This is a genomic window from Mycobacterium sp. NTMscope_Eco_3, from assembly GCF_976985685.1.
Map to the genome: position 1 here is coordinate 274421 of NZ_CDRJYZ010000001.1, position 16700 is coordinate 291120.

The 16700-nt window shown below is 64.3% G+C and carries 8 protein-coding genes and 9 pseudogenes; 4 read left to right on the top strand and 13 right to left on the bottom strand.

Features of this window, described 5'->3' with window-relative positions; translation table 11 throughout:
- Positions 1 to 306: 306 nt before the first annotated feature.
- The 4 genes and pseudogenes from AC0KTM_RS01260 to AC0KTM_RS01275 form a co-directional block, all read right to left on the bottom strand.
- Positions 307 to 1766: pseudogene (locus AC0KTM_RS01260) on the bottom strand (ISL3 family transposase); the annotation flags it as partial.
- Positions 1767 to 1889: 123 nt separating this feature from the next.
- Positions 1890 to 2534, bottom strand: coding sequence for an integrase catalytic domain-containing protein (locus AC0KTM_RS01265; RefSeq protein WP_019731991.1), 645 nt, complete (start codon positions 2532 to 2534; stop codon positions 1890 to 1892).
- Positions 2513 to 2620 (bottom strand): annotated as a pseudogene (locus AC0KTM_RS01270) (NAD-dependent epimerase/dehydratase family protein); the annotation flags it as partial. The pseudogene AC0KTM_RS01270 and the gene AC0KTM_RS01265, both read right to left, overlap by 22 nt.
- A 52-nt stretch (positions 2621 to 2672) precedes the next feature.
- Positions 2673 to 3376, bottom strand: a pseudogene (locus tag AC0KTM_RS01275) (histidine phosphatase family protein).
- An 82-nt stretch (positions 3377 to 3458) separates the two neighbouring features.
- Here AC0KTM_RS01275 and AC0KTM_RS01280 point away from each other — a divergent pair.
- The 3 genes from AC0KTM_RS01280 (at position 3459) to AC0KTM_RS01290 (ending at position 5151) form a co-directional block, all read left to right on the top strand.
- Positions 3459 to 4331, top strand: coding sequence for a MaoC/PaaZ C-terminal domain-containing protein (locus tag AC0KTM_RS01280; RefSeq protein ID WP_007168405.1), 873 nt, complete (start codon positions 3459 to 3461; stop codon positions 4329 to 4331).
- 152 nt (positions 4332 to 4483) lie between these two features.
- Entirely contained in the window at positions 4484 to 4759 is a 276-nt protein-coding gene (locus tag AC0KTM_RS01285; protein WP_007168406.1) for a type II toxin-antitoxin system Phd/YefM family antitoxin, read from the top strand.
- Positions 4759 to 5151, top strand: coding sequence for a type II toxin-antitoxin system VapC family toxin (locus tag AC0KTM_RS01290; RefSeq protein WP_007168407.1), 393 nt, complete (start codon positions 4759 to 4761; stop codon positions 5149 to 5151). The genes AC0KTM_RS01285 and AC0KTM_RS01290 overlap by 1 nt, the downstream gene beginning before the upstream one ends.
- Positions 5152 to 5298: 147 nt before the next feature.
- On the opposite strand, the pseudogene otsB reads toward AC0KTM_RS01290, so the two are convergent.
- The 3 pseudogenes from otsB to AC0KTM_RS01305 form a co-directional block, all read right to left on the bottom strand.
- Positions 5299 to 6458, bottom strand: a pseudogene (otsB, locus tag AC0KTM_RS01295) (trehalose-phosphatase).
- A 41-nt stretch (positions 6459 to 6499) separates the two neighbouring features.
- A pseudogene (locus AC0KTM_RS01300) lies at positions 6500 to 7838 on the bottom strand (wax ester/triacylglycerol synthase domain-containing protein).
- Positions 7839 to 7996: 158 nt separating this feature from the next.
- Positions 7997 to 8224, bottom strand: a pseudogene (locus AC0KTM_RS01305) (IS1595 family transposase); the annotation flags it as partial.
- Between the two features lie 333 nt (positions 8225 to 8557).
- On the opposite strand from AC0KTM_RS01305, the pseudogene AC0KTM_RS01310 reads away from it, so the two are divergent.
- Positions 8558 to 9916: pseudogene (locus AC0KTM_RS01310) on the top strand (IS1182 family transposase); the annotation flags it as partial.
- Between the two features lie 300 nt (positions 9917 to 10216).
- Here the strand turns inward: AC0KTM_RS01310 and AC0KTM_RS01315 are convergent.
- The 6 genes and pseudogenes from AC0KTM_RS01315 to AC0KTM_RS01340 all read right to left on the bottom strand — a co-directional run.
- Positions 10217 to 11170, bottom strand: a complete 954-nt coding sequence (locus AC0KTM_RS01315) for an SDR family NAD(P)-dependent oxidoreductase (RefSeq protein WP_007168413.1) — start codon at positions 11168 to 11170, stop codon at positions 10217 to 10219.
- On the bottom strand, positions 11167 to 12744 hold the full coding sequence (locus AC0KTM_RS01320; RefSeq protein WP_007168414.1) for a flavin-containing monooxygenase: 1578 nt from the start codon (positions 12742 to 12744) through the stop codon (positions 11167 to 11169). The genes AC0KTM_RS01315 and AC0KTM_RS01320 overlap by 4 nt, the downstream gene beginning before the upstream one ends.
- 21 nt (positions 12745 to 12765) lie before the next feature.
- Positions 12766 to 13655, bottom strand: a pseudogene (locus AC0KTM_RS01325) (metal-dependent hydrolase).
- Between the two features lie 48 nt (positions 13656 to 13703).
- Positions 13704 to 14393, bottom strand: coding sequence for a metal-dependent hydrolase (locus tag AC0KTM_RS01330; RefSeq protein WP_080576326.1), 690 nt, complete (start codon positions 14391 to 14393; stop codon positions 13704 to 13706).
- An 84-nt stretch (positions 14394 to 14477) separates the two neighbouring features.
- Entirely contained in the window at positions 14478 to 15824 is a 1347-nt protein-coding gene (locus tag AC0KTM_RS01335) for an IS110 family RNA-guided transposase (RefSeq protein WP_007168418.1), read from the bottom strand.
- A gap of 239 nt (positions 15825 to 16063) precedes the next feature.
- Positions 16064 to 16297: pseudogene (locus tag AC0KTM_RS01340) on the bottom strand (metal-dependent hydrolase); the annotation flags it as partial.
- Positions 16298 to 16700: the final 403 nt, after the last annotated feature.

Below are 16700 nucleotides of genomic sequence, written 5' to 3' on the forward strand. Positions count from 1 at the left end.
TTGTTCTGGATGCGGATGCCGGATCTGACCTCGGGTAGGGCGGTGGGGATGGCGGCGAGGTAGAGGTGTTCGGTCTTGTTCTTGGCGAGTCTGAGCAGGGCGGCTTGTAGATCGGCGATCTGGCGTGCGATCGCGGCGGGGTTCAGGGTGTCGCGGTAGGCAAGCAGCTCCGATTCTTGGGCTGGCGAGAGGACCCCGGCTGCCAGCAGCCGGTCCAGTGGGGTCATGGGCTCGTCGTAGAGGCGGCGGCGCTGGCCGTCGCGGCCAGCGCCGTAGCCGATGGGTTTGATGGCTCTTCGTAATTCAGAGTGCATTGACAAGTTGGTGGAGTGCTCCGCTGTGTAGTAGTGAGCGCCAACGGTAGTGGGTGAGGTTGCGGAATCCGAGGGCGTTGCGGCGCAATGCTTCCAGGCGGCCGTTGATGGCCTCGGTGGGTCCGTTGGAGACGTGGTGGTCGAAGAAGGCCAGGATGTCGGCGCGGCGGCGCGATAGCGTGCGGCCGAGTTGGGCGATCTCCTCCAATCCGGCGGGTACGCCGCGCCGACTTCCAGGCGGCCGTTGATGGCCTCGGTGGGTCCGTTGGAGACGTGGTGGTCGAAGAAGGCCAGGATGTCGGCGCGGCGGCGCGATAGCGTGCGGCCGAGTTGGGCGATCTCCTCCAATCCGGCGGGTACGCCGCGCCGTATCGACTCGATCAGCCTGGTCATTGCCTTCTTGCCGTGACGTCGGTTCGGGTCGGCGTAGGCGGCGATGATCTTCTGATAGATCAGCCAGGCGACCTTGACGGCGAGATGGTCGTCGCCGTCGAGCACCTCGGTCAGCCGGGTGTATTGGCGTGGGGAGAGCAGCTGCAGGCGGGTTCGGGCGATGCGCCGGATCCCATAGAGCGGGTCACCGGTGTGTCCGCGCCGACCCAGGGTCTGCTGCTGGATGCGTTGGCGGATCAGGTCGAGCTTGGTCCCGGCCAAAGCCACAACGTGGAAGGGGTCCATCACGGTGACCGCGTCCGGGATGACCTCGGTGGCGGCGGTCTTGTAGCCGGCGAACCCGTCCATCGCAATGACCTCCACGGCCCGGGCAAAGTCGGTGGGTTGGGCGGCCAACCACGTGGCCAGTGCGGTCGCTGAGCGTCCTTCGACCAGGTCGAGCAGGCGTGCCGGGCCGGTCTGGTCGTGGGTAGGCGTGAGGTCGATGATCAGCGTGACGAACCCCTCTGTGCCGCGACGCCGAGGCGCCCAGCGATGCTCATCGACACCGATCACCGTCACCCCGGCCAGCCGATCCGGCCCGGTTGTGGCGATCAGGCCGGCGGTCGCACGCATCGCGATGGAGCTGACAGTATGCCAGGACACCCCGAGTTCGGCGGCGATCGCCGAAATGGTGGTGCGGTCGATCATCAACCGCCGCAATACATACCGGGCACAGCGCCGCGTCGTCGATGAGCGCGGGGCCGCCAACTTGCCCAGATCCTGGTTGAACACTGCCCGCCCACACGCTGGCGTTGTGCAGCGGTAGCGAGGTAGGGCACCCTGCAGCACCAGCGGGTAGCCGGCCACCGGCAGATCCGTCAACGGCCGAGTCACAGTGTCGCGGTAGCGGCCCTCCCGGCCGCAGTCCGGACACCTGGCGTCACAGGCCACCGGCCTGCAGAAGATCGTCGTCGTCTTCTCGTCGACCGCGGCGTCGGTGATCGTCACCCCCAACTCGATGGTGCGCATGATCGTGTCGGCAACAACAGACGGCGGGCAGGCAGTAGCCTCAGGCAAGGGTCACCTCGGTGGTGTTGGTGAAGCGGCGTGTAGGAACCTGAATCGTCACCCACCGAGGCCCCACCTCAGCTCAACGACACGAACCCCCACCGCGGATATCCGCCAACCACTGCTGCACGCTCATTTCCGCAGAGCCGGTTTGATGGTGGGCGTCAGGTAGTTGAGCCGGTCGTTGACCAGCCTCCAGAGCCGGTTGAGCACCGCACGTTCCTCGTCGGTGTCATAGCGGTAGTAGAACCCATACTTGCGGACGAGGTGGTTGTTCTTGGACTCGATTGTGGCCTGATCGTTCTTCTTGTACGGCCGCGACCTGGTGAAGAAGATCTCCATCTGCGCAGCCCACTTGATGACGGCCTTGTTGAGGAATTCGGTTCCGTTGTCGAAGTCCAAACCGGTTACCTCGTAAGGTATTTCATGGACACCGGCTTTGAGGGCGCCGAGGATGTGAGTGTGGGCGTTGTTGCGTTCGGTGCGGGTGAAGACCCAACCGATATGCATATCGGTGAGGTTGACGGTCCGGGCGAACTCGCCTTTGAGGGTTGGACCGCAGTGCGCGACGGTGTCGCCTTCGAAGAACCCCGGAGATCCCTCGACCTCGTCGGTTGCCTTGCGGATCTTGATCGAAGACCGCAGCAACGGGGAGGCCTTGGTGGTCGATTTCCCCTTGATCTGGTCGCGCGCCTTGACCGCACGCAGGTAGCGGTCGATCGTCGCGCTGCTCATCGCCAACAGCTCGGCACGCACCTGCGGGCTGTAGCGGTCCACACCTGCGCGTCCGGCCGGGTTTCCAGCAGGCGAGGTACGACGCGGCGACCAATAAACCCGGTACCGCCGGTAACGACATAGCGCATGCAAGCCATCGTGGCGGGTCACACCGCGCACGTCAACCATGCTGTCCAGGCATCAGCCGGCGAAGTTGCGGATGCCGTCCCAGTCCACCAGCGTCCAGCCGGTCATCGGGTTTCCGGTGATCACCACGCGGCCGACGTTGGGCAGCGGATGACTGGTCGCCAGGCTGTCCTTGGCGTTCTTCGTGTTCATCAGCGTCCAGTACTCGATGGCGTACAGATGCGAGAACACCACCGGTTGGTTGTGGCCGCTGTTGTAGATCTTCTGCACGGCCGCGGTGAACCAGTCGTTGAACTCCTTGCCGGTGATCGACCCGGGGATGCGGTCTCCGACGTCGCCGTTGAGCCAGTCCGCCGGTACGTCGAGGGGGCCATCGAGACGGGCTTGCCCTCGTACCAGCCGGCGTTGATCTCTTGGATGCCTTGCAGCACCTCGACTTGCTTGCCGAGTTCGGCGGCCAACGGCGCGGCGGTCTGTTGCGTTCGCACCATGGTGGAGGCGTAGACGGCGTCGTACTTGTTGTGGGCGAGTTGGTGCGCGACCTGTTCGGCCTGCCCCTTGCCCTCCGGGGTCAGGCCCGGGCCCGGCACGTCGGTGTCGATGACGCCGCTGGCGTTGGTCTCGGACTCCGCGTGCCGGACGAACGTCACGGTGATGCTGTGGGCCTGCGGTGACCCGCCGCAGGCGCCGACGATTACCGTTGCGGCCAGCACGGCTACCGCTTTTGAGGCCTTCCTGATCAAGCTGGGATTGCGCATGGCGATAGCCTGCCCCGCCGACGGTGCCGGTGGGAAGGGTTTGCGATGGTTGGGTGGCAGAAAAGCTTGAAGGGAGACTCGTATGGCGATTGACCCGAGTGCCGTCGGTGCGACGACGGAGCCGATGCTGTTCGAATGGACGGACCGGGAGACGCTGCTCTACGCGCTCGGTGTCGGCGCCGGAACTGACGACCTATCGTTCACCACCGAAAACAGCCACGACATCACCCAGCAGGTGCTGCCCACCTATGCGGTGATCTGCTGCCCGGCGTTCGGTGCGGCGGGCAAGATCGGAAAGTTCAACTGGGCCATGCTTTTACACGGGTCGCAGGGCATCCGGCTGCACGCACCGCTGCCGCCGGCGGGCAAGCTGTCCGTGGTCTCCGAGGTCGCGGACATCCAGGACAAGGGCGAGGGCAAGAACGCGATCATCGTGCTGCGCGGCCGCGGCACCGACCCCGACTCGGGGGAGCTGATCGCCGAGACACTCACCACGTTGGTCATCCGGGGCGAGGGCGGGTTCGGGGGAGTGCCGGGTCAGCGGCCGATCGCGCCGGAGTTTCCCGACCGCGAGCCCGATGCCCGGATCGCGCTGCCCACCCGTGCGGACCAGGCGCTGATCTATCGGCTCTCCGGTGACCGCAACCCGCTGCACAGCGACCCGTGGTTCGCCAGGGACATGGCCGGTTTCCCGAAGCCGATCCTGCACGGGCTGTGCACCTACGGGGTGTCGGGCCGCGCGCTGGTCGCCGAGCTGGGCAAGGGCGTGGCCGCCAACGTCACGTCGATAGCGGCGCGATTCACCTCGCCGGTGTTTCCAGGGGAGACGCTGACCACGCTGATCTGGCGGACGGAACCGGGCAAGGCGGTGTTTCGGACGGAGGCTTGTGGCGCCGAAAGCGCGAACGCGCGGATCGTGTTGGACGACGGCGCGGTGGAGTACGCGGAGGCCTAGCCGATGGCTTAGAACCCGGTACGTCGCCCCGGCGCGCAGGCGTTCACTGGTGCGCCTGGCCTGCCGTCCAGCCATGACCTGTCCCGCATTCGGCGGGCTTCGGGGGGATCGCTCGGGCGCTAAGCTAAACAGCTATGTGCTACAGTTAGCACATGTCTACGGTGGGCGTTCGTGAGCTGCGGCAGCGGGCCAGCGAACTCCTCCGTCGGGTCGAGGCCGGCGAGACGATCGAGATCACCGACCGTGGTCGGCCTATCGCCCTTCTCTCGCCGATGCCGGAGGGCGGTCCGTACCAGCAGATGCTGGCAAGCGGCGGGATCGAACGTGCGACGCTTGACTTTGATGACCTTCCCGAGCCGGTCCGACTCAAAACGGGTATCGAGCTGCCGTCCGTGACGCTTGCGCGCCTGCGTGAGCACGAGCGTTGATGGCGGCCATCTACCTGGACTCGTCCGCAATCGTCAAGCTTGCAGTTCGTGAGCCAGAGTCGGATGCGCTGCGTCGCTACCTTCGCACCCGGCTGCCGCGGGTGTCGAGTGCCCTTGCGCGGACGGAGGTCATGCGGGCTCTGCTCCACAAGGGTGAATCAGCCCGAAGAGCCGGACGCCGGGCGCTCGCGAGCCTAGACCTACTACGCATCGACAACCGATTGCTCGATCTTGCTGGTGGGCTGCTGCCAATCGAGCTACGCACCCTCGATGCAATTCACCTGGCGACTGCCCAGCGGCTCGGCATGGATCTTGGCCGGTTGTGCACTTACGACGACCGCATGCGCGACGCCGCCGAGGCGCTCGGCATGGCAGTGATTGCCCCGTCTTGATCGGCTACCTAGGGTGGCGCGTGAGGCGGCCAACGCTTCATGTCCCGGCATGTCGCGCCAACCTCGTGCCACCGCCGAATGGGGACACCGTCGTGCTGGATCACTCGAATGTTGGCACCCTGAGCGCCGTTAGAACCGTTGCCGTCGCTAATTTACGCGGGCGTCACTTAACCGCTGTGCCAACCTTTCGGTGAACTCGGCGGCGCGCGCGGGACTGTCCAACGCAAACAGCGCGGCGGTGGCGCGGTCGCCGTCTTCGCTGTGTCGCACCAGGATCGGGATACCATCATCGCGGACCGCGTCGAACGCGTCCTCGTCGGTGATGTCGTCGCCGAGATAGATGGGCACCAGCGGACGCGCGTCGGCCTCGCGCAGGTGATCGATCACCCAGCGAAGCGTCTTTCCCTTGTCCCAGTCCATGTCCGGACGCAGCTCGATGACTTCGCGACCCGTCGTCACCCGAAGTCCGTCCCGCCGGCCCGCCGCGCGCACCGCCGCGGCAACCTCGCCCACGCGGTCCCGCGCGGCGTTGCGGTAGTGGACCGCAACGCCAAATCGCTTGTGCTCCATCATAACTCCGGGGATCGAGTCGAGCCGGTCGCGCAGCTCGGCGGCGGCCTGTTCGAGCACCGGTGTGGCCGCCGCCGCGGCGTCGTTCTGGTGGTGTGTGCCGTCGGGTGCGGTCAGCTCGAAACCGTGGCTGCCGGCATACCAGATCCCGGGCACACCGAGGCGCTGTGACACGTCGGCGAGGTCGCGGCCGGACAGAACCGCGACCGGGCATTGCGCGGCCAGCTTCCGCAGCGCCTCGACCGCGGCGGCGACGGGCCGGGCCGCGGCGGGATCGTCGACGATGTCCGACAGCGTGCCGTCGAAGTCGAAGAACATATGGCCGGCCTCCGGTCGGTGAGGGCACCGAGGGCCTGCACAGCATCGGGTAGCTGGGACATCCGGTGGTCCCCGGTGCGCACGGCGACCTCATCCAGATCGCCGACCACGGCGTCGGCGCCGACGCGCCGCAGGGCGTCACTTTGCCCTGTTCGGTCGAGGCCGATGACCAACGCGAATCCGCCGTCGCGCGCGGCCTGGACGCAAGCCGCGTTGTCGGTAAGGACGGCGCATCGCCCCGGGCGGACCGACAGCTTGTCTGCTGCCTCACTCAGGGTGTCGCGGACGTTACCGTTCGACGCGAAGACGCCGGTGTCGACGCCGGCTTCGCGCAATCGCCGGGTCAGCGCCTGGGTGCGGTCCAACGCGGTGTCGAACAGCACCGCGTCATGGCGGCGCGGGTCGATGGTGACCGGCATTGACCAACCTTCTCACGGTGTTCAACGCCGGTGAGAGCGGGTCAGTGACGTGCCGGCGTGGGTGCCGACGGTCGCGGCCGCTGCGCCTGGCCCGGAAACGCGCGCGCCGCGCGCGTGCGCCGGCGGTCCTTGCTGAACAGCAACACCGAATCCTGGCTGAGCGCCACCATCCGTGCCATGCCCAGCTCGATACCGGCTGCCAGCTGCTTGACGTCGGCCGTGGCGTCGTATTCGGCGGTGATGCCCGAATACCAATTCGTCGCCGTAGCTGAGCATCGCGACCCCGGTGCTCAGCTGCAAGGCGATCGGGGGGATCGGCAGCAGGCGCTCCATCGTCTGGCCCATCAGCCGCAGCTGATGGCGAGGCCCGGGCGCGTGGTTCGCCAGCGTTACGAGGCCGCGCTGCGGGAGCCTGGGTAACAGTTGTATGAGGTTGCCGCGCAGCATAGTTGGCAGACAATTGATCGCAGACTCCACGATACCGGGCGGAGATTTGTCGGCGTGCTGCGCTTTCCACCGGCTGTGCACGGTCCGCAATTGCTGGACCGGGTCGTCATGCTCGACGGGCAGGTATGGCAGTAGTGCCGAACGTACCGGCATCGGCACCAGGGTGCGCAGCGAGTCCGCCCGCGGTTCTTCGCCGCGGCGTAGCAGAACCCTTCGGAAGCCCTCGGTGATGGCCGCCAGCGCGACATCGTTGACGGTCACACCGAATTTGCGGCACACGCACTCGACGTCGGCAATCGGGACGCGCACCGTGCTGTAGCGCCGCAGGACCGGGTCGACCGAGGGCCGTGCCGTCGGCCAGATCGCCCCGACGAAGTTGCCGGCGAGTGCCCCAGCCCACTCCAGGGGCCAGCCGCGCTTCGAGGCCTGCGGCGGCGAATCATGTTTGTCGCCAACACCGTTCGCGAATGCATCGTGGTCGGCGTCGTCGCAAAGCCGGGTGAGCAGGTGGGCGGCTGAGTTCCCGTCGGCCAAGCCGTGGTGGATCTTCATCAAGATTGCCCACCGGCCGCCTTTCAGGCCCTCGATCACCCAGCACTCCCACGGCGGACGGTCCAGGTCGAGGGGACGCTCCAGGGCGTGGGCGATCGCGCCGGACAGCTGGGCGTCGTCGCCCGGGCGCGGAATCGCCACCCAGCGCACATGATGGGCCAGGTCGAATCCGGGACAGTCGATCCACTCGAAGCTCTGCGTCCGCAGCACCTGTGTGCAGCGCGGTATCGACTGAATCCGTTCCGCCAGCAGCTGTTTCAGCAGTGCGTAATCGGGGACGCCACCATCGACGATGGCGACCGCGCCGATCACCAGGCTGGCGTACTGATCGGGATCTTGAGCTCTCAGGTACGCCGTATCCAGTGTTATCGCTTGCGCCATGCGCAGTCCCCGCCCCTCGTTTCTCGCACTTGTACCAGTATTTGCGCGGGACCTCCGGGGCGGTAGGCCAGGAGCGTTAAGAATGTGTTTAGACCCGTTAAACAGCTCGCCTAAGTCGAACATACTTATTGCTTATCTGCTTAAGTGGACTCGTTTGCTTAAAAAAATTCGTCAAAAGTACTGCCGGGCAGTGGTTTAGCAGTTGCTCGCAGAGTTTGCTCTTGGCCTTCGGCGGCGCCGATGAGGTCGGCTAGTGGGTGGGGATCGGTGTTGACGCTTTGTTGCAGGAGTCGGTAGAAGAGCATTCCGCGGGCTTTTGACCTGCGGCGATTGAATCTGAAGGTGAACTCGTCGAGGTAGTACTGCAGGTGCTCGCGTTCCACGCGGGTGTAGCGGCCATGACAGGAGCGATCGTCGGCGCCCGCGACGGCGTTGAATCCATCCCTGCTCGCTGGCTCGAAGCACTCGAAGACGGCGACCGCGGACGCACCCACGTGAAGCAGCTCGCCGCGCTTCTGCTCAGGTAGCGCGCTCTGCGCCCTACCCCCCCGCTCACCTAGGTGCGTGGGTCGGTATCCACGAGTTGTTGGTGTGTCACGCTGATGGCGACGTGGATGGTCGGGAAAACTGTGTCCATGGATTTGATGACGGCCCAGGATCAGCTGTTTGAGACCGAGTCCGCGCGGCCTCGCTCGTCATCGTCACCGGGCGAGGTTTCGGTGGACAAGACGTTTCGGGCCTATGACCAGGATCAGTCGTTTTTGATGCCGCCGTCGTTGCGGGATTGGTTGCCTGACGATCATCTGGCGTTGTTTGTGTCCGAGTTGGTCGATGAGGTGCTTGATCTGGCAGTGTTTTTCGCCTCCTACAGCGAGGCCCGGGGCTTTCCGCCGTATCACCCGCGGCTGATGCTCAAGCTGCTGCTCTACGGGTACACCAGCGGGGTTCGTTCATCTCGCAAGATCGAAGCCCGTTGCCATGACGATGTGGCGTTTCGGTACCTGGCCGCCAACACCGCACCGGACTTTCGCTCCATCGCCCGCTTTCGGCGCCGTCACCTCGCCGCGCTGGAAGCCCTGTTCCTGCAGGCGCTGACCCTGTGCCAGCAGGCGGGCATGGTCACGATGGGCCGGGTGGCCCTCGATGGCACCAAGGTCAAGGCCAATGCCTCCCGTCACAAGGCGATGAGCTATGACCGGATGTGCGAGGCGGAGCCGGCCCTGCAAACCCAGGTCGAGCAGATCATGCGGGAGGCCGAACGCGTCGATATCGACGAGGACCAGGCCCACGGCCCGGACAATCGTGGCGGTGACCTGCAGGGCGAATTGGCCCGCCGTGAGAGCCGGCTGGCCAAGATCCGCAAGGCCAAGGCCGACCTGGAACAACACGCCAAAGACCAGGCCGCGGACAAGGCCCGGGCAAGGGCGCAAAACGCCGGCCATGATGACGACGCGGCCGCGCGGGCCGCCGAGCAGGCAGCACAGTGCGCGACCGTCAAGCCCAAGGCGCAGCGCAACTTCACCGACCCTGACGCCCAGATCATGAAGACCGCCGACGGCAGCTTCCACTACTGTTACAACGCGCAGGCCGTCGTCGATGAAGAACATCAGGTGATCGTTGCGACCGACTTCGCCGAATCCGGCGCCGACAACCCCGCATTCGGCGAGCTGCTCGCCCAGACCATCACCAACACCGCGACCACACCGCGTCAGACGCTCGCCGACGCCGGCTACTTCAGTGAGAACAACATCGACGCCGCCCACAAGGCGGGCACCGATCCGCTGATCGCGACCGGCCGGCTCGCCCACGGCGAGCAGGTTCCCGACGCGCCACGGGGACGGACACCGAAAAATGCGACACCAAAGGCGCGGATGGCCCGCAAACTTCGCACCAAGAAGGGCAAGGCCGCATATTCGCGGCGCAAGGTGATCGTCGAGCCGGTGTTCGGGCAGATGAAGACCACCCAGGGGGCGAGTCGACTCCTGCTCCGCGGCCACCATCACGCCCGCGCCGAATGGCGCCTGCTCGCCGCCTGCCACAACCTGCGAACCCTCCTACTACAACATTGCAGCGCAGGCTGCGGCCGGCTGAAAGGGTCGTGCGCAGCGAGTTACGGCCACCGATCCGCCATCCCGCGGAATGCGGCCCGCCCGATCACACCACCAGGCCAACAAAACGCCGCCCGATGCCCTCCGTCCAGGACAAATCCACCTGCCGACCCGACAAATCCGTTACCGACCCACGCACCTAGCCGGGGGCAGCAGGAATCAAGATCACTACAAGTCAAGTCCCCACGGAATCAGGGGAACCCCTTCACCCGAGCTGCACGGCGTATTGACGGCAGAGCACCTACGATTGGCCGCTGATCAGCCCGCACCCTACTTTCCCGTGCTGGTGACCGGTGCCGCCGCCTCGGCTCCACCGGCGGCAAGCTCACCCTGGTCCGCAGCACCCACTGTCTTTGACAGGCGAGCACCCAGCCGCTGAAATGCGTCCACCGAGAATGGCTGCATCATACGGCGGTTGACACCAGGGGCGATACGGAGCATGAAATAGCCCAGCCAGGCCTCGGTGCGCACCGGCACGACCGCCAAATCAAACCGTACCGCACGTACGACGGCACGAGCTACGAGGTCCGAGCTCATCGGCGAGACCCTAAACTTCTCGCTAAATTCCTGGAGCTTCTTCGTGAACTGCTTTCCTTGTTCGATCAGGTTCTGATCGACGCCGACTACGATCGCGCGATCAGCGATGTTGGTGTTGATCACACCCGGGCACACGGCGCTGACGCCGATGCCTCTCGGTCCGAGTTCGAGCCGCAAGCACTCGGTCAGCATCTTCACGCCCGCCTTGGACACCGAGTACGGCGCCATCACCGGCGTGGGTGTGAACGCCGCCGCTGACGCGATGTTGACGATGTGGCCACCGCCGCGCTCAACCATCTGGGCGCCGAACACACGACATCCGTGGACGACACCCATTAGGTTCACACCGAGTTGGCGGTCCCAATCCGAGGGACTCAGCTGCAAAAAGTGGCCGCCCACCAAGATACCTGCGTTGTTGACCAATACATCGGTGTAACCGTGATCGGCTAACACATCGCGACCGAACACCGCCCAGGCGTCGGGGTCGGTGACGTCCAACTGCGCCGCCGACGCGCCGAGGCCGTAACCGCGGATCATCGCGGTGGTCGCTTGTGCCGCATCCAGATCGATGTCGGAGACCACGACGTGGGCGCCGAGCTTAGCGAACCTGATCGCTGTCGCCCGGCCAATGCCGCTTCCAGCCCCGGTGACCACCACCAGGCGCGGTCGCAATCGGTTGAACTTCACAGGCTCTCCTTCGTCATGGCCGCGGCTGCGTCCAGAACCGCAACGCCCCTGCTGTATCGGTAGACATCAAGGTTGTAATAGCGGTTCTGCCAGTACATTTCGCCGTGCGTCGACGGCCGAAACGGTGAATCGCCCTGGTTATTAATGTAGTAGGTGTTCGAACCCGCACACGCCGGAGTGAACAGGAAGTTATTCTGTTGGCGCTTCAGGCATTTCCGAAAATACTCGTCGTGGGCTTCCTGACGAATCTCGCAGACCGTTGCACCGCGGCGCTTCGCTTCGGCTATGGCGCGGCTCAGGTGAGCCGATGTCGCTTCGATCATCCACAAGTACGAGCCGAGCACGAATCCGTAGGGCCCGGTGATTGAGAACATGTTCGGAAATCCGGGAACCGAAACACCCTGGTACGACTGGTATCTCTGCTCACTCCAGAACCGCCCGAGATCGACGCCGCCCCGCCCGATGACGGGGAAGGGAGGCACCGCGCCCGCCTCCCACAGCTTGAACCCGGTCGCGCAGATCAACACGTCGATCTCGTGCTCCACGCCGTCCGCCGTCCGTACCCCCTTCTTGGTAATGCACTCGATCGCATCGGTGACCAGGCTGACGTCGTCGCGGTTGAAGGTACGCAAGTAGTCGTTTGACATCGACGGGCGCTTGCAGCCTAACCCGTAGCGTGGGATCAGCTTCTCCCGAACGACCGGGTCATCGATCTGGCGGCGCATCCAGCGGCGGGTAGGAACCTCAAGCATCCGGCGGCTCGCGTTCGTCAGCCACTGTGGACCGACCCACATCCCGGCCATGCCGACCTCGGTTGCGACGGTTCCCACCAGGCGGATACCCGAACGGATTCGCTTACGCCCCAGAACCCACCGGATGGCGGACGTGACCTCCTTGTCAGGTTTTGGGAACACCCATATCGGTGTTCGTTGGAAGACTGTCAAATGTTCGACTTCGTCGACAATGGCCGGGACGACCTGCAGCGCCGTTGCGCCAGTGCCGATGACCGCGACGCGCTTGCCCGCCAGCGCCACGTCATGGTCCCAGAGTGCGGTGTGCATGAGCACACCCCCGAACTCGTCGAGACCCGGGATATCAGGCATCTTCGGGCGTTCGAGGCCACCGACCGCCATGACTACATTTCGGCCGGTAATCTCCTGATCGGCGTCGGTAGTCAATCGCCATAGGCTATTGCGCTCATCGAGCACCGCCGAGGTGATCGTAGTGTTCAGCCGCAACTTTTGAGCTAGGCCGTACTTGTCCACAAGGTCGCTGGCGTAATCGCGAAGCTCGTAACCCGGAGCGAAGATCCGCGACCAATCACCACGCTGCTCGTAGGAAAAGCTGTAGACAAACGAGGGAATATCCACCGCCACACCCGGATAAGTGTTCGCATGCCAGGTGCCGCCCACCTGATCCCACTTGTCGACAATCACGAAGTCGTGAATGCCTCTGCGTTGCAAGGAGATACCAGCACCGATACCGCCGAATCCAGCGCCGACGATCACGACTTCATGGTCTGGAGTGACACGCTCGACAGTCGGTAACTGCTCGATGTCGATCGTTGTACTCAACTTGAACTCATGGCCTTCCTGCTACTTGAGATGACCGACAAGGGCACCGTCGTCGCCGAACAGCTCCTGCCGCCACTGCTGCACCAGCGCGGTCGTGTCGATGTCGTCGGGATGGAAGCCCGGCTTTAGGTACATGCGCAGATCGGCCATCAGCCCCTGCACCAACGGGTCCCGGAACACCGCACGCGTTTGACGCGCCACTTTGATCGGGCGCCATCCCCGCGGATCGGCCAAAATAGACAACAGCACCCCGATCGACACCACCGGGATCGTCAGGATGTACAGCACCGCCATCACCCCGATCCGGAGCCACTCCGGCCCATCGACGGCCCGGTAGACGTCGAACGCCACCGACTTATGTTCCAGCTCTTCCACCGCGTGCCAGTTGAGCAGGTTTCGCACCTCGGGATCGCCAGGAATCTTTTGTATCTCTTCGCCCAGCATGCGCTCAGCCAGTGTCGCGGTGTAGTGCTCGGCCGCCGCCGTGACCGCCAGGGGTACCCGCGCTGGCAGCAGGTTCTCAATTCGCACGATCAACCGGCTCCCGGCGGCTGTCATGCGGGAACATAAACAGCCGGACAATCGGGTAGCCCATCTCGATGAGCTTCTCGTTGAGCCGGCGGTGTTCCTGGCCGTGCACCGACTCCTGGCCAAATGAATCCGGCCACCCGCTTCATCAGTACCGGATCGGTCATCTGATCGGCAAAGCGCCGAACCGACCGGATAAACAACTCCTCACCTGGCGGAAACACGCCGGACAGCAACGCCACAAGGTGGCTGAACACGATATTGCCCTCAACGAAATGGTGGTCCATCGGCTCGGGATCGCCGAACCAAAACCGAATCCGCCGAGCCTTAGGATACGTACTCTCGGCTACTTTTTCGGCTGCTGTTCCGCTTTTCGCAGCCATTGCCTGACTAGCTACCATGGCAATCCCTTTTGTTGTGGATGTTCGCAATCACTTCAGGTAGCCGACGAGTTCTCCGTCGGTGCCGAAGAGTTCCTCTTGCCAGTGCTCCAACAACGCGTTCGTGTCGATGTCGTCAGGATGGAATCCCGGTCGCAGATATTTCGTAAGGTCTGGGATCAAACCCCGGAAGATGGGGCCACGGTACAGCCGATAGGCCTCCCGTATCACCCGTAGCGGCTGACGACGCCCATCCGGGTCGTGCGCCAGCGAGTAAACCAATGTGACGGCTATGAGGAGAAGCAGGGTCGGAATCATCACGGCCATCACACTCCTGCGCATCCGCTCCGTACCTCCCGCCACCGTGCGGAAGACATCGAATGCGACCGATTTGTGCTCAAGTTCCTCCACGGCATGCCAGTTCAGCACGTTCCACACCTGCAACTCGCCCGGAATCGCCTGGATTTCCTCTTCGCCCAGCGTGCGCTCAGCAAGTACGGCGGTGAAGTGTTCTGCAGCTGCTGTTACCGCCAGGGGTAGCCGCGCAGGCAGCCGCTCCTCCAGTCGCTTGACCCAGTCGTTAAACTTCTTCGAATCCCACCAAGCGATCGGGTAACCCATGTCGATGAGTTTCTCGTTCAGCAGGCGGTGTTGCTGTCCGTGGACCGATTCCTGGCCGATGAAGCCCGCCACCCGTTTCTTCAACGTGGGATCGGTGACCTGACCGGAAAATAGACCCAGGTGACCGGACGCGGCGGAGCCACCCGGCGCAGCCGGGTGTTCTTTCTCGCAGTTGTCGGGTTGTGTTGTGGGAGTTGGCCGGTGTCAGGCGACGGGTTCGAGGGTGACGCGATAGCCCAGGGCTGCGAGCTGCGCGACGTGGTTACGGGTCCGGCGTTCGGTGTTGATGCGGGTCGCGTGGTAGTCGGCACCGAGATCGTGGAAACGGGCCGTGGGGTCGTGCAGCAGGTTCCAGATGATGACCAGGATGGATCGGGCAACAGCGACGAGGGCCTTGAGCTTGCCGCGGCGTTTGACGATGCGCCGATAGCGTTCACCGAGGAAGGTGTTGGTCTTGGCAGCGGCTGTCGCGGCTTCGCCGAGAGCACCTTTCAGATATGGGTTGCCTTTGCCCGCCTTGCCCGAACGTTGCACCGGACCGGACTGGATGGTGCGTGGACACAGTTTTGCCCACGACACCAGGTGTCCGGCCGTGGGGAACCGGCTCATGTCGAGCCCGATCTCGGCGAGAATGATCTGCGCGTTCACCGGGCCGACGCCGGGAATCTCATCGAGTCGGTCGATCGTGGTCAACTCGCCGGCTTTGCGCGAAGCGGGGTTTGCTCCGCCGGTGGCGTCCCCACCGTTGACAGGTTCGGGCTCCATTGCAGCCAACAGTTGGTCGATGCGGGTGGTGAGCCTGCCGATCTTGGCGTCCAGCGCGTCGATCTGATCGAGCAGCATCTGGGCAAGTTCGGCGTGGTGATCGTCGAATCTGCCGGTCAGCGCCTCGACCAGAGCGGCTTGCTTGGGTCTCATCTTGCCGCGCGCCAGCCCGGCCAGCCGGCGCGGGTCCCGCTCGCCAGCGATCAGCGCCTTGAGCATGTCGCGCACCGACAGGGTGTCCAGAGTCGAGGCCACCGACGACACCTTGATCAGCGCGTCCTCGAGCAGCTTCTCGATCCGTTGCCAGTACCGGGAACGTTCGCGAGTCATATCGATCCGTAACCGGGTGTAGTCGCGTAACTCGCGGATCGGCGCCGGCGGCACGAAACTTGGCCGCAGCAGACCTTTCTCGGTGAGCTTGGCTAGCCAGACCGCGTCGAGTTTGTCGGTTTTGGGCCGACCGGGCACGTTCTTCACGTCGCGGGCGTTGACCAGCTGCACGTCGAGCCCGGCCGCCTCCAGCAGGTAGTACCAGATCCGCCAGTAATCCGACGTGGACTCCACAGTGACCTTCTCAATCCGCTCGTCAACGAGGTAGTCGGTCAACTCACCGACTGCGCCGGACGTGGCGGCCACGTCCCACACTTTGCTGACCCGCCTGCCCGCGCGGCTGCCCACACGCACGCACACCTTGCCCGAGGCCTTGGCTACATCGATCGCGCACACACGCTCGATCACCAACTCATGCTCGGTGTCAGCAATCTCCTCCGGCTGCTGCTGCTTCAACTCGCTTGCCCTCCATCAACATCGACGCTCTCAACAAGGCGGGCCGCCCGGGGGCCTCGGTTCAGGGAATCGAAATTCTGACCGGCGTGCTCGAAGCAACAGTGCGTGACCCTTCCAGGTCGGGCCCCGGCACCAGGCTCATCAACAGGCTCACAAAACCCAAGTTAACGTCGGCGTCGGCAGGCAACCCGACCCCCATTTTCACGCCTGCGAGGCGTCACCCGAAGGGAAACAGGGGGCTCATCTGAGAATCGACGCACCGACCGAATAAACAACTCCTCCCCTGACGGGAACGCACCCGATAGGTTCGCCACGAAGTGGCTGAACACGATGTCGTCGTTGACGAAGTACTTGCCGTGTGTGCCGCCGTCGCCGCCAAACGGAAAGCTTATCCGTCGGGTCCTCGGATAACGGGATCCAGCGCTCGCTGCGGTCACCGACTTTGCCTCTTGCCTTGCGTGGTCACTCGCCATGAATGCTAGCCCCTTCCTTGAACGTGTGACGTGTAGTTCCAGGTACCAATAGTACTAGGTGTTGGAACCACGCTACTGCGGATCCACGAGGTCGGCAAGCATCCGGCAAGCATCACGAAAAGTGCCCGCGAAACGCCCTCGGTGCATCACGTAAGAATGCCCGCGAAACGGTGATCCCCGCCAGGCATGGAGAGTGGGCTGTCGATGTCGTCTCGTGCCGAGATCACCGCGAAGTTCGCCAAGGCGTATGTGAAGGCGTCGAAGGCGAATAAGGGGCAGATTCTGGATCAGGTGGTGGAGGTCACCGGCTGGTCGCGTGACAATGCTCGGCGCCGGTTGACGGCCGCGGCCCGGCCGCCGGGAGCGGGCCGGCAGGTCGCCAAACGACCTCGCCGGCAGCGCA

Excerpts from the sequence above, each read along its gene's own strand:
- AC0KTM_RS01280 (WP_007168405.1), top strand. The coding sequence starts at position 3,459 with ATGGCGATTGACCCGAGTGCCGTCGGTGCGACGACGGAGCCGATGCTG.
- AC0KTM_RS01285 (WP_007168406.1), top strand. The coding sequence starts at position 4,484 with ATGTCTACGGTGGGCGTTCGTGAGCTGCGGCAGCGGGCCAGCGAACTC.
- AC0KTM_RS01290 (WP_007168407.1), top strand. The coding sequence starts at position 4,759 with ATGGCGGCCATCTACCTGGACTCGTCCGCAATCGTCAAGCTTGCAGTT.